12 protein-coding genes and 2 pseudogenes are annotated in these 12,073 nt (G+C 69.0%); 4 read left to right on the forward strand and 10 right to left on the reverse strand.

Annotated elements, in window-relative coordinates; translation table 11 throughout:
- From K8V84_RS11715 to K8V84_RS11735, 5 genes and pseudogenes are all read right to left on the reverse strand, one after another.
- Window positions 1-520, reverse strand: a 520-nt coding sequence (locus K8V84_RS11715; protein WP_304074100.1) for a transposase, incomplete at its 3' end; no start/stop codon positions are given.
- Window positions 521-541: 21 nt separating this feature from the next.
- Window positions 542-788, reverse strand: a pseudogene (locus tag K8V84_RS11720) (transposase).
- Window positions 789-882: 94 nt separating this feature from the next.
- On the reverse strand, window positions 883-1,149 hold the full coding sequence (locus K8V84_RS11725; protein ID WP_304074102.1) for a DUF817 family protein: 267 nt from the start codon (window positions 1,147-1,149) through the stop codon (window positions 883-885).
- A 213-nt stretch (window positions 1,150-1,362) separates the two neighbouring features.
- Complete coding sequence (locus tag K8V84_RS11730) at window positions 1,363-1,989, reverse strand: anaerobic ribonucleoside-triphosphate reductase activating protein (protein ID WP_304074104.1); 627 nt, start codon at window positions 1,987-1,989, stop codon at window positions 1,363-1,365.
- Complete coding sequence (locus tag K8V84_RS11735) at window positions 1,986-3,782, reverse strand: ribonucleoside triphosphate reductase (protein WP_304074105.1); 1,797 nt, start codon at window positions 3,780-3,782, stop codon at window positions 1,986-1,988. The genes K8V84_RS11730 and K8V84_RS11735 overlap by 4 nt, the downstream gene beginning before the upstream one ends.
- Before the next feature lie 457 nt (window positions 3,783-4,239).
- Between K8V84_RS11735 and K8V84_RS11740 the strand changes: the two genes are divergently transcribed.
- The 4 genes and pseudogenes from K8V84_RS11740 to K8V84_RS11755 all read left to right on the forward strand — a co-directional run.
- A complete protein-coding gene (locus K8V84_RS11740; RefSeq protein WP_304074106.1) occupies window positions 4,240-4,794 on the forward strand; it encodes a hypothetical protein in 555 nt (184 codons plus the stop codon).
- A gap of 214 nt (window positions 4,795-5,008) precedes the next feature.
- Window positions 5,009-6,115 carry a ferric reductase-like transmembrane domain-containing protein gene (locus K8V84_RS11745; RefSeq protein ID WP_304074108.1) on the forward strand — a complete coding sequence of 369 codons (1,107 nt, stop codon included), beginning with the start codon at window positions 5,009-5,011 and terminating at the stop codon, window positions 6,113-6,115.
- Between the two features lie 12 nt (window positions 6,116-6,127).
- Window positions 6,128-6,610: a DUF6221 family protein gene (locus K8V84_RS11750; protein WP_304074110.1), complete on the forward strand. Its 483-nt coding sequence runs from the start codon at window positions 6,128-6,130 to the stop codon at window positions 6,608-6,610.
- A 136-nt stretch (window positions 6,611-6,746) separates the two neighbouring features.
- A pseudogene (locus K8V84_RS11755) lies at window positions 6,747-6,929 on the forward strand (TetR/AcrR family transcriptional regulator); the annotation flags it as partial.
- A 45-nt stretch (window positions 6,930-6,974) separates the two neighbouring features.
- On the opposite strand, the gene K8V84_RS11760 reads toward K8V84_RS11755, so the two are convergent.
- From K8V84_RS11760 to K8V84_RS11780, 5 genes are read right to left on the reverse strand one after another with little or no spacing between them, the layout of a single operon-like run.
- Window positions 6,975-8,435 carry an aldehyde dehydrogenase family protein gene (locus K8V84_RS11760; RefSeq protein WP_304074112.1) on the reverse strand — a complete coding sequence of 487 codons (1,461 nt, stop codon included), beginning with the start codon at window positions 8,433-8,435 and terminating at the stop codon, window positions 6,975-6,977.
- Window positions 8,436-8,487: 52 nt separating this feature from the next.
- Window positions 8,488-9,270 (reverse strand): ABC transporter ATP-binding protein, encoded by a 783-nt coding sequence (locus K8V84_RS11765; protein ID WP_304074119.1) that lies wholly within the window; start codon window positions 9,268-9,270, stop codon window positions 8,488-8,490.
- 54 nt (window positions 9,271-9,324) lie between these two features.
- Window positions 9,325-10,221: an ABC transporter permease gene (locus K8V84_RS11770; protein ID WP_304074113.1), complete on the reverse strand. Its 897-nt coding sequence runs from the start codon at window positions 10,219-10,221 to the stop codon at window positions 9,325-9,327.
- Window positions 10,218-11,054 carry an ABC transporter permease gene (locus tag K8V84_RS11775; RefSeq protein ID WP_304074115.1) on the reverse strand — a complete coding sequence of 279 codons (837 nt, stop codon included), beginning with the start codon at window positions 11,052-11,054 and terminating at the stop codon, window positions 10,218-10,220. Before K8V84_RS11775 ends, K8V84_RS11770 begins: the two co-directional genes overlap by 4 nt.
- Entirely contained in the window at window positions 11,051-12,019 is a 969-nt protein-coding gene (locus K8V84_RS11780) for an ABC transporter substrate-binding protein (protein WP_304074117.1), read from the reverse strand. Before K8V84_RS11780 ends, K8V84_RS11775 begins: the two co-directional genes overlap by 4 nt.
- Window positions 12,020-12,073 lie beyond the last annotated feature (54 nt).

A 12,073-nucleotide genomic window follows, 5' to 3' on the forward strand; every position in this document is an offset into this window, starting at 1 on the left:
GCAGCCCGTCTTCCACGAGGAACGATATGAACCAGTGCCCGCCCTTGCGGGACACCGTGGCCGCGCGGATGACCCCACCGATCGGCCGGGAGGCTCGCAACCGCACCCAGCCCAGTTTGGGCAACTTGGCCCGCGACCACTTCCGGTTCAGCTTCTCCACCGTGATGAGGTTCCCGGCTGGGAAGCGGAACGACGGGCTCCACCGGTACTTGGCCCGGAATTCGACGTTGAAGGTGCCCTTCCCCGCGCAGGCCCGGTCCAGGTCCTTCAACGTCTGCTGGAGCACATGCGAGGGGGCGGCCTTGAGCCAGGTCTCTTCGGTCTTGGCCTCGACCAGCTGGGCGGCCTGGAGGTGGTACCCGCAGAAAGGACCCTGACGGCCCCGGGTGTACCGGTCCACGTACTGGCGGCGCTGATCCAGAGCGGTGTTCCACACCGCCCGGCACAGATCACCGAACTCGGCGCACATCGACTCCTGCGCATCGGTCAGAGCAAGCCGGTAACGACGACCCGACAACACCGTGGAACAACCCCCTCCCTCTCAGCGGCTCTTCTGGTTGTGCACGTACCGCTCGATCGCTTCCGGTGGGGCGCCTTCGATGGTGGCCACGAAGTAGCCGTTGGTCCACAGGGCCGGCAGGCGGGATTTCAGGTGCCGATCTCCTTCAGCCGTTCCTCGATGTGACCGCCCAAGACACGGCGCCGGTACTTGAGGCACCAGAGCACGTGAAAGGCACACGGGAAGTGATGTCACGGTTCGAGCGCAAGGTGACGGACGCGTAACTCATCGTATGGCAAAGGGCTGTTCAATGCTCCCGTTCGCGGAAAGACGGCTCTCCCCAGGGCTGAAGCCCGGGATCTGCCCCACCCGAAATACTCCGATCATGTTTTAGCAGCCTGAAGGCCGGCACACAGCCCGAACATGGAAAGAAGAGGGAGTTTCCTCCCCACCCTGAAGCACGGGGTACCCACACCCAACAAACTGATGAGCGCCTGGATGGCGACCGCTCCGATGACCAGGGCGTCGCTGCGCGAGAGCGCGACGCCTTCGGGGTACCACAGGTGGGTGGCGACCAGCAGGGCGAGCATGGCGGCGCCGAAGACGCACGCCCAGGCCTGTTTGGTGGTGAAGACGACGAACTCCAGCACTCCCCCGCCCACCCGCCCTTGAAGGGTCTCCTAACGCCCGTTCGCCCAGGTGTCCAGGCGCCGTTCGAGGGAGGTCAGGGAGTGGTGGTGTTCGTTGGTCATGCGCTCGATCGTACGGTCGGCCGTATGGTGCCGGAGTGCCGGCAGGAGTGCCTTCGGACGGTGGCCGGCCCCGGCCACGGTTCACCGTGATCGAGACCGGCCCCTTCCGGCTCACCCTCGCTCGGACCCGTCGGGGTCGCGGGCCCGCTGCCACACGTGCTCACGGACTCCCTGCGACTCCAGCCAGCGGCTCAGTTCGTCCTGGTCCGCGTCGGTGAGCGAATCGGGGTCGACGGTGGTGCGCACCTGGTGCTCGACCCCCGAGTCCAGCAGCAGGCGCAGGCTGCGCACGGCCGGCGCGGAAGCGGTCGCCACCCCGGTCACCCGCGCGTAGGCCCCGGGCGCGGCCTTGACGTCGAACCCCACCCAGTCCACCAACCCTTCGTCCAGGAGTGCGGCCAGGCGTGCGGGCACCGCACCGGCGGTGTGCAGACCCACCGCGAACCCGAGCGAGCGCACCTGCCCCATGGCCCGGGCCAGGCCGCGTTGGATCAGCGGCTCTCCCCCGGAGAAGACCACGCCGTCCAACAGCCCTCGACGCCGCCGCAGATGGTCGGTCACCCGTTCCCAGCGGATCGGGGTGCCCGTACCGGTCAGGGGCAGCAGTTCGGGATTGTGGCAGTACCCGCACCGCCAGGGGCATCCCTGGCAGAAGAGCGTGGTCACCAGGTGTCCGGGCCAGTCGCAGGTGGACAGTCGCGACCATCCGCCCAGGCCGATCATGGGCTCGCGGTTCACCGGCCCGCCAGGGCGGGGGTGGAGGGTTCTTGGAAGTGGCGCCGTTCGACGTGTTCGCCCTTCTTGCCGATGTTGAAGGAGGAGACGGGTCGGTGGTAGCCCATCACGCGGGTCCAGACCTCGCACTCTCGTTCACAGGAGGGGCAGGTGGGTTGCTCCCCGGGCAGGTACCCGTGGCCGGGGCAGATGGAGAAGGTCGGGGTCACCGTCAGGTAGGGCAGCGAGAAGCGTTCCAGGGAGCGACGGACCAGTTCGCGGCAGGCCCGGGCCGAGGTGATCCGCTCGGTCATGTACAGGTGCAGGACGGTGCCGCCGGTGTACTTGCCCTGGAGCTCGTCCTGGGCCTCCAACGCCTCGAAGGGGTCGTCGGTCCAACCGACGGGCAGTTGCGTGGAGTTGGTGTAGTAGGGCTGTTCCCACGTCCCGGCCTGGATGATGGAGGGGAAGCGGATCCGATCCTCCTTGGCGAACCGGTAGGTGGCGCCCTCAGCGGGGGTCGCCTCCAGGTTGTACATGTGCCCGGTGCTCTCCTGGAAGCGCACCAGGCGCCGTCGGACGTGGTCGAGCAGACGCACGGCGAGTGCGTGTCCGGCCGGGATGGTGATGTTCTCCTCGTCCCGGGTGAGATTGCGGATCATCTCGTTGACGCCGTTGACCCCGATGGTGGAGAAGTGGTTGCGCAGGCTCCCCAGGTAGCGCTCGGTGTACGGGTACAGGCCGTCGTCGATCAGTCGTTGGACGGTGGACCGTTTGATCTCCAGGCTCTCCCGGGCCAGTTCCAGCAGGTGGTCCAGGGCTCGGAAGAGCCCGGCCTCGTCTTCGGCGTGCAGGTGGCCCAGCCGGGCGCAGTTGATGGTCACCACACCCACCGAGCCGGTCTGTTCCGCGCTGCCGAACAGACCGTTGCCGCGGCGCAGCAGTTCGGTCAGGTCCAGTTGGAGTCGGCAGCACATCGAGCGCACCATGTGCGGTTCCAGGTCGGAGCCGATGAAGTTCTGGAAGTAGGGCAGGCCGTACTTGGCGGTCATGGCGAAGAGCCGTTCGGCGTTCTCGCTGTGCCAGGGGAAGTCCTCGGTGATGTTGTAGGTGGGGATGGGGAAGGTGAAGACGCGCCCGTCGGCGTCTCCTTCGGTCATCACGTCGATGTAGGCGCGGTTGACCAGGTCCATCTCGGCTTGGAGGTCGCCGTAGACGAAGTCCGTCTCCTGGCCCCCGATCACGGGTGCGCGGTCACGGACGTCCTCCGGGCAGATCCAGTCGAAGGTGAGGTTGGTGAAGGGGGTCTGGGTCCCCCACCGCGAGGGAACGTTGAGGTTGTGCACCAGTTCCTGGATGCTCTGCCGTACCTGCGCGTAGTCCAGCGAGTCCACGCGCACGTAGGGCGCCAGGTAGGTGTCGAAGGAACTGAAGGCCTGGGCGCCGGCCCATTCGTTCTGCAGGGTGCCCAGGAAGTTGACGATCTGGCCCACCGCCGAGGACAGGTGTCGTGGCGGGGCGGAGGCGACCTTGCCCTCGACCCCGTTGAACCCCTCCTCCAGGAGCGTGCGCAGGGACCAGCCGGCGCAGTAGCCGCCGAGGACGTCCAGGTCGTGCAGGTGCAGGTCGCCCTCTCGGTGCGCTCGTCCGATCCGTTGCGGGTAGATCCGGTCCAGCCAGTGGTTGGCGATCATCTTCCCCGAGGTGTTCAGGACCAGACCGCCGAGCGAGTAGCCCTGGTTGGCGTTGGCGTTGACGCGCCAGTCGGCGCGTTCCAGGTACTCGGTCACCGATTCGACGGGGTCGACCAGGGCCATGTTCGTTCCTTCCCCAGGGCGAGGGCGCACCTCGCCCCATGTCCGTTTCCGACGCGGCCTTGACACACAACCGCGCCCGCTCGGCACAATAACTGGGGTAAGGCCAGACATGGTGACACTAGATGTTGTGAATGACGTGTGTCCGGCAAGTGGGGTCCTTGGTCGAGACGGCCGGGGACCTAGGCCCCGGCGTGGGCGCCGGGCACCCACCGGTCGGGGTGCTACGGGTCGAGCGGGGCCGTCGCGTCCGCCTACCGTGTCGGGACGTGGGCCCCCCGTGATCCGAAACCGCCCGAGAAGGGCGACGTTCTCTCCTCGCCTCCACAGGGGCGCGCCCTTCTCCCGGGCGCGGCCGTCGTGGCCGGGGCCGGGGTGCTCACCGTCGCCGGGATCGCGTTGCTCACGCCCTCGGCGGGGCAGCCGGAACCCGGCCCCGCCGCGCCGGGGCCGGGGCACGGTGTTGCGCGCCGACGTGGACGGCGACTGCCATCTGGACGAGGTGCGCGATCCGGATCGGGAGGGCGTGATCACCGTCGAGGGTGGTGGATCCCCGTGGCGGACCGATCTCGACGACACGTTGGCCCGGATGGGGTTCGCGGGTTCGGAGGATCCGGACCGGGAGGCGCGGGCCACCCTCGGTGACTTCGATGGCGACGGCTACGTCGACCTGACCCTGTTCTGGTCGGGACCGACCTTGGGCGATGATCCGGTGGATGACATGCCGATCCACGAAGTCCACTTCGGACCGCTGTCTCGCGACCTGACCGGTGAGAACGTGGGCCCGCTGCGCATCCGCCACGGGTCGTTCGTTTCCAAGGTCCGGGCCGATGACCAAGACGGTGACGGCCGGGCCGAGCTCCGGGTGATCCGGTACGCGGGTGATGGCGTGTACGAACACCTCGTCGGCCGCTACCACGATGACGGCATCACCGTGGCTCGTGCGTCCGATGATTCGAACCTCCAGGACAGCGATCCGGGCTGGGGCGACTTCGAGACCCGCGCCGATGAGTAGACGCACACGGGAGCAAACGCCTTCCTCGGGGTAAACGCTTTCACCAGGGCCTCACCAGGCCTTTCGCGACCAACGCTCGACCAGTGATGATTGAGCGTTCAACAGGCCTGGGCCCGGCGCCGACTTTCCGCTAGCGTGCCACTTCGGTCCGTGTTCCATCCCCGGCCGCCCCACGGCCCCGGAACCGGTTCCCCACCCCTCACCTGGAGCCACGATGCCCTCCCCCCTCAGACTCCGACCCCGGCTCGACCGCCGGACGCTGCGCGCGGACCTGCGCACCCTGCTCTTCGACTCCACCGCCGCCCTGCTGGTGACCACGGTGATCTTCGTGATCCTGTACCGGCGCATCGACGACGGCACTTCGGCGACCCTGGAGGTCATGCCCTACCTGGCGGACGCCCGGATGTACTGGCTCTACTGGGCGTGCCAGGCCTTCGGTTGGTCGGCGATGCTGTGGGCGTGGATCACCGTCATGCTCGGACTACTGCGCTCGACCCGACCGGTGTCCTGGTCGCCGGTCTCCCACGCCCGCCTGGAGCACTGGCACCGGGTCACCAGCATCACCACCATCGGGCTGATGTTCGCCCACGCCCTGGCGTTCTTCCTGGAGCTGCTCCGGCAGAACGAGGACGGCCTTTCCCCGGCACGGCTGGTGTGGTCGGCCTTCGTCGACGTCTTCGTCCCCGGCGGATACGCCACCGGCACGGGACAGGTCGCGATCCTCCTCGGTCTGATCGCCCTCTACCTGGCCATCCCCCTGGGGCTGTCGTTCTACATTCGGGCGTGGACGGGTTCGCGCCTGTGGCGGGTGCTGCACCGGTTCGTCGTCCTGGTCTACGTCCTGAGCGCCTGGCACACCCTGTTGTACGGCACCAACGTGTGGTTCGACGGCTGGTTCCGCACCATCGTGTGGGCGCTGCAGCTCCCGGTGGCCCTGCTGTTCCTGGCCCGGCTGCTGACACCGCTGCGGCGCGAGGAGAGACTCACCCGCGCCGAACTCACCGGGGGCGCCGGTCCCCTGCTCCGGCTCTGTGGTCGGCTGGCGGCGGTGGCCGGTGTGATCGTGGTCCTGCTGGTCACGGTCACCGGCCGGGACGGTGGAAGGGTCCCCGGGCAGGAGTCCGGCGACATGCTCATCACCCAGCCGATGGTCTGGGGCGGGCTCGCGGTCGTGCTGACGGTGATGGGCGCGGTGACCCTGGCCGTGCGGTCGGGCGGCGAGCGCACTTCGCGAACCGACCGACCCGGACCCGGGGTCGGGCCGAACGAGAGCGACCTCGATTCCACCTCCGATCGTGGTGAATCGGAACACCCGCTGTAGGGTCTTCGCGAAATGGTCCGATCCGGTGTTCCCCGGGCGGTCGGAAACGTCGGGGAACACCGAGACGATCAGGGGGATTCGTTGGACGCTTTGGTCTCGTTCCTGCGGGCTCGAATGGACGAGCGATGGCGTGGCGCGCTCACCGCAGGAGCGTCCTTCGCCTCACGGACGTGGTCGGCCCGGCCGGGCCGCGTGGAGTCCGCCGACGGCGGGACCGTGGCGCTGACCTCGACCGGAGACGCGCGTGAAGAGCGATCGCGCTCGCGCCACATCATCCGGAACGATCCCGCACATGCCCTGAGGCGGTTGGAGTCCACCAGGCGCCTCATCGAACGGTACGAACTACTCCACGCCGATCCGGTCGAAGGTCCGGAAGGGGAGGTGCTGCTCCGCGAGTACGCGGAAGTCGTTCTTCCCCTTCTCGCCCTTCCCTTCTCCGATCACCCCGACCATCGGCCGCAATGGTCTCCCCGGGAGGAATCTTCGCGGCGGTGAGTCCTTCTTCGGCGCCCTTGTCCGGGGGGCCGAAGATTCCCGTGGCGATCCCCGGAACACCGTTCGCCACCTGGCCGATGATTCACTGTTCGTCGTCCACGACGACGCGTTCGGTGGTGCGGCCATCGGGTTCGAAGACGTCAGCGACGAACCCGTCGCGGCGGGTCACGCCTCCGGAGCCCCGCGACCAGAGTTCACGGCGGACGACCTCCATGCGCTCATCGTCGACAACGCGCTCGCCCTCGAACACGGCACCCGCCCGTCCCGGGAGGCCTACGACCGCCGCACCGCCTTCCTTCTCAACGGGGTCTGCGGATAGTGGGTCGTTTCCGTGCCCGGCCGGGCACGGAAACGACCCGGTCGCCTAGAAGGGGTAGCGGGCGGGATCGGCCTGCATGGTCACCCACTGGGTCTCGGTGAAGGCCTCCAGGTTGGCGCGGGTGCCGCCGAAGCGCGATCCCGTACCCGAGTCGCCCACGCCGCCGAAGGGCGCAACGGCCTCGTCGTCGACCGTCTGGTCGTTGATGTGCACGATTCCGCTGGGGATGCGGTCGGCGATCTCCAGCCCCCGCATGGGGTTGGTGGTGAGCACGCCCAGGGACAGCCCGTACTCGGTGGCGCCGGCGATCTCGACGAGTTCGTCGATGGTGGAGAAACGCGCCACCGGAGCGACCGGGCCGAAGACCTCCTCGGCGAAGGCCGCGGTGGTCGGGGTGACCCGGTCCAGGACTGTGGGCCGGTAGAACAGGCCGTCGTAGGTGCCGCCGGCGCGCAGGTCGGCGCCGGCCTCGACACCGGCGGTCACCAGTCCGTGGATCTTGTCGCGTTGACCGGCGTCGATGACGGGTCCGAGCGCGGAGCCGTCCTTTTCGGTGCTGCCCACGATCAGGGCGTCGGCCTTGGCGGCGAGCCTTTCGACGTAGGCGTCGGCGATCGACTCGTGCACCAGGTGGCGTCCGGTGGTCATGCAGATCTGACCCTGGTGCAGGAACGAGCCCCAGGCGCCGATGGAGGCGGCGGCGTCCACGTCGGCGTCGTCGAGGACGACCAGGGGCGAGTTGCCGCCCAGTTCCAGGTGGGCGCGCTTGAGGTGGCGGGCGGCGGCCTCGCCGACCTTGCGTCCGGCCGGGGTGGATCCGGTGAAGGAGATGACGCGCACGGGCGGGGTGGCGACCAGGGCCTGGCCCGCCTCGGCGCCGCCGGGCAGCACCTGGAGGACGCCTTCGGGGATTCCGGCCCGGCGGAACACCTCGGCCAGGACCGCGCCGCCGCAGACGGCGGTGCGCGGGTCGGGCTTGAGGATGACGGAGTTGCCCACGGCCAGTGCGGGGGCCACGGAGCGGATGCCCAGGATGAGCGGGACGTTGAAGGGCGCGATGACCCCGACCACGCCCACGGGCACCTGGCGGGCGAAGCTCAGGCGCGGCTTGGCGGTGCGCAGGATCTCGCCGTGCGGTTGGGAGGCCAGGGCGGCGGCCTCGTAGCACTCCTCGGAGGCCACGTGCACCTGGAAACCGGCCATGCCGGCTGCGGCGCCGCCCTCGTGGCTCAGCCAGTACGAGATCTCCTCGGCGTTGGCGTTGAGGACGTCTCCGGCCCGGCGCAGGATGGCGGCGCGTTCCTCGAAGGAGGTGGCGGCCCAGTCGATCTGGGCCTTGGCGGCGCGTTCGGCGGCCTCGTGGACGTCGTCGGCGTCGGCGATGCCGACGCGGCCCAGGACGGTGCCCGAAGAGGGTGAGACGATCTCGGTGTCGCCTCCCTTGGCCGGGGTCCAGGCGCCGGTGAAGACGGCGGAGGTGAACTTGTCGACGTCGAGCAGGCTCACGATGGGCTCCTTGTGTTTCGTTGGTGATGCGGCCGTTCAGAGGGGGCAGGCTCTAGGCGGCGGGTGTGGTGCCCTTCTTGGCCTGTTGGATCTGCGCGTAGACGTGGGCGCGCAGGTGGGTGAAGCGCTCGTCCTGGCGGGTGGTGAGCTGGTCGCGTTCGGCGGGCAGGTCGACGGTGATGTCGTCCTGGACGACCGTAGGCGAGTTGGACAGCACCAGGACGCGTTCGCCCAGGTAGACGGCTTCGTCGATGTCGTGGGTGACGAACAGGACGGTCACGCCCAGGCGCTTCCAGATCTGGCGGACCAGGTCCTCCAGGTCGGCTCGGGTCTGGGCGTCCACGGCGGCGAAGGGTTCGTCCATGAGCAGCACCTGCGGCTCGTAGGCGACGGCGCGGGCGATGGCCACGCGCTGTTGCATGCCGCCGGAGAGCTGCCAGGGGTAGGAGTCGGCGAAGTCGATCAGGCCGACCGCGGCGAGGGATTCGGCGACCAGTTCGGCGCGGCGGGCCTTGGGGAGTTTCTTCTCCTTGAGCGGGAGTTCGACGTTGTCCCTCACGCTCATCCAGGCGAAGAGGCTGCGTCCGTATTCCTGGAAGACCACGGCCATGCCCGGCGGCGGTGAGAGCACGGGGCGTCCGGCCAGTTCGACGGTGCCGTTCGTGGGGGCCATCAGGCCTGCGATGCACTTGAGCAGGGTGGTCTTGCCACAGCCGGAGGGTCCGACGAGACAGACGAGTTCGCCTTCGGCGAGTTCGAAGGTCAGGTCGCGTACGGCCTCCACCGCCGTGGCGCCCCCGTTGTAGATCTTCTGCAGACCGGTGACCTTGAGCATGGTGGGGCGTTCTCCCAGGTGGTGCGAGGCGTGTTCGTGGGTGCTGGTCATGGGTCACTCTCCCCGGTGTGCGGCGCGCAGGCCGCGGTACCAGCCCAGGACGCGGCCTTCGACGAGTTCGAACAGGGCGGAGAGCACGAAGCCGATGATGCCGAGCAGGACCATGCCGGCCCACATCTCGGGGATGGCGAAGGTGCGTTGGAACTGCACGATGGCGAAGCCCAGGCCGCTGGAGCTGGCGAACATCTCGCTGATGACCATGAGGATGATGGCCAGGGCCAGTGCCAGGCGCAGGCCGGCCATGATCTGGGGACTGGCCGAGCGCAGGATGAGCACACGCAGGCGGGTGGTGCCCGTGATGCCGTAGCAGCGCGCGGTGTCGGACAGGACGGGGTCGACGGCGCGCACGCCCTCGACGGTGTTGAGCAGGACGGGCCACACGCATCCGAAGACGATGACGGTGATCTTCATGGTGTCGTCGATGCCGGCGAGCATGATCATCAGCGGCACCAGGACGGGCGGCGGGATGGCGCGCAGGAACTCCAGGACGGGTTCGATGGCGGCGCGCACGCGGGCGTCCAGGCCCAGGAGGACGCCGAGGCCGACCCCGATGAGGGCCGCCAGGGCGAAGCCGACGGCCAGGCGACCCAGGCTGGGCAGGACGTCGACGAAGAAGCGGTCGGAGAACCACAGTTCGACGAAGGCGGTGCCGATGGCGGCCGGGGTGGGCGTGTAGAAGCCGGCAACGGGTTGCGCGGTGAAGGCCCAGTACGCACCGATGAGCACGGCGGGCAGGAGCAGGACGTGCGCGGTGCGCAGGGCCGCGCCGGCCGGTCCGCGGCCTCCGGGGCGGCGCCGCCGGGTGCGGGCCACGGGGCCCTCCTGTTCGGTCGGGTTCGTCGGCGGGGTGTGGGTGTGGGGCGTGGATTCGCCCAGGGTGGTGCGGCTCATGCGGTCTCCCCGCGCACGGAGGTGTGCCAGCGCAGGACGCGACGTTCCAGGGCGCGCACACCCATGTTGATGACCACGCCGAGGATGCCGGTGGCGATGATCCAGGCGTAGACCAGGGCGATGGCGTTGCCTTGTTGGGCGGTGGTGATCTGCTGCCCGATGCCGGGTGATCCGATGATGAGCTGGGCGGTGATGGACAGGATGAGTCCGACCGCGGCGGCCAGGCGCAGCCCGGTCATCAGGTAGGGCAGCGTGGTGGGCCACACGACGTGGCGGATGCGGGCCAGTCGGCCCAGTCCGTAGGAGCGGGCGGTCTGTTCGGCGACCGGGTCGACGTCGGCGACCCCGTAGAGCACCTGGATGTAGATGAGCCAGAAGCAGGCGTAGACCACCAGGAGCAGGGTGGAGCGGATGTCGGTGCCGTACATCAGCACGGCCAGCGGGATCAGGGCCACCGACGGGATGGGGCGCAGGAAGTCGACGGTGGAGGTGGTGAAGGCCCGCACACGCGGTGCCGCTCCCAGGGCGAAACCGAGGAGGACGGCGGCGGCGAAGGCGATGGCCAGTCCCAGGGCCCATCCGTACAGGGTGTGTCCCACGGCCTGCCAGAACGGTGCGGTGAGCGCGCGTTCGGCGAGGGTGGTCAGGACTTCGGAGACGGGCGGGAAGTAGCGTTCGGGCACCACACCCAGACGGGGTACGGCCTCCCAGAGCAGCAGGAAGGCGGCGACGCCCAGCAGGCCGAGCAGAGGCCGGTTGGGTGCGGTGCGCGCCCGAGGGCCCGGGCGACGGGTGCCGCCCGGGGTCGGGGTCGAAGTGGTGGCGGTGCTCATCGGATGAGGGTGTCCAGGTCGGGGTCGGCTTCGAGGATGCCGTCGGTGACCATCAGGTCGGTGAGGGCGGCCACGGCGTCGGTGTCGATCTCGGTGGGAAAGCGCGGCCAGCGCAGGTCGTCGATGATCGCCTCGTCGATCTCTGTGTAGGTGGTGAGGATCCGGGCGGTCTCCTCGGGGTTGTCCTCGGCGTGGGCCAGGGAGGCGTCCATGGCCTCGGTGAAGGCGTCCACGGTCTCGGGGTCCCCTTGGAGGAGTTCCTCGCCGGTGAAGTAGGCGGCGATGGACAGTTCCTCGTGCAGGTCGACGAAGTTGCCGGCGATCTCGGTGGCACCCTGTTCCAGGGCGATGGTCAAGAAGGGCTCCACGACCCAGGCGGCGTCGACCTGGCCGTTGCTCAGGGCACCGGGCATGTCGGGGAAGGCGAGTTCGATGAACTCGAGGTCGGTGGGGTCGCCGCCGTCCACGCGCACCGAGTTGCGCACGGAGGTGTCACCGATGTTGTTGAGATTGTCGATGGCCACGGTGGCGCCGTCGAGGTCGGCGGCGCCGGTGACGTCGCTGTCGGGCGGTACGACCAGGGCGCTGTAGTCGGTGGCGGCGTCGCCGGTGGTGGTCATGCCGTTGGCGACCACGGTCAGGGGCAGGCCCTGTTCGCGGGCGATGATGATCGAGGCGAGGTTGCCGAAGGCGAAGTCGAGTTCGCCGCTGATCACACGGGGCACGGTGGTCGCGCCACCACCGCCGGTCTCGATGGTCACGTCCAGGCCCTGTTCTTCGAAGAGGCCCTGTTCCACTCCCAGGTAGAGCGGGGCGACCGCGGTGATCGGCAGTACTCCCACGGTGACGGGGGTGAGTCCGTCTTCGTCGGCGGCACCGTCCGTCTCGGCACCGCAGGCGGTGACGGTCAGGGTGAGTGCGGCGCCGGCGGCGAGCACCCCCAGGGTGGTCTTGTTCGCGGTCATGTGTTCTCTCCTGGGACGGGTCAGGGACCGGATGGGACACCGGCGACGGGGACG

Origin of the sequence: Nocardiopsis listeri, assembly GCF_020741345.1 — a bacterium.
GTDB classification, from domain to species: Bacteria; Actinomycetota; Actinomycetes; order Streptosporangiales; family Streptosporangiaceae; genus Nocardiopsis; species Nocardiopsis listeri_A.

Excerpts from the sequence above, each read along its gene's own strand:
- K8V84_RS11735 (WP_304074105.1), bottom strand. The coding sequence starts at position 3,782 with ATGGCCCTGGTCGACCCCGTCGAATCGGTGACCGAGTACCTGGAACGC.
- K8V84_RS11745 (WP_304074108.1), top strand. The coding sequence starts at position 5,009 with ATGCCCTCCCCCCTCAGACTCCGACCCCGGCTCGACCGCCGGACGCTG.
- K8V84_RS11750 (WP_304074110.1), top strand. The coding sequence starts at position 6,128 with ATGGTCCGATCCGGTGTTCCCCGGGCGGTCGGAAACGTCGGGGAACAC.
- K8V84_RS11765 (WP_304074119.1), bottom strand. The coding sequence starts at position 9,270 with ATGCTCAAGGTCACCGGTCTGCAGAAGATCTACAACGGGGGCGCCACG.
- K8V84_RS11770 (WP_304074113.1), bottom strand. The coding sequence starts at position 10,221 with ATGAGCCGCACCACCCTGGGCGAATCCACGCCCCACACCCACACCCCG.
- K8V84_RS11775 (WP_304074115.1), bottom strand. The coding sequence starts at position 11,054 with ATGAGCACCGCCACCACTTCGACCCCGACCCCGGGCGGCACCCGTCGC.
- K8V84_RS11780 (WP_304074117.1), bottom strand. The coding sequence starts at position 12,019 with ATGACCGCGAACAAGACCACCCTGGGGGTGCTCGCCGCCGGCGCCGCA.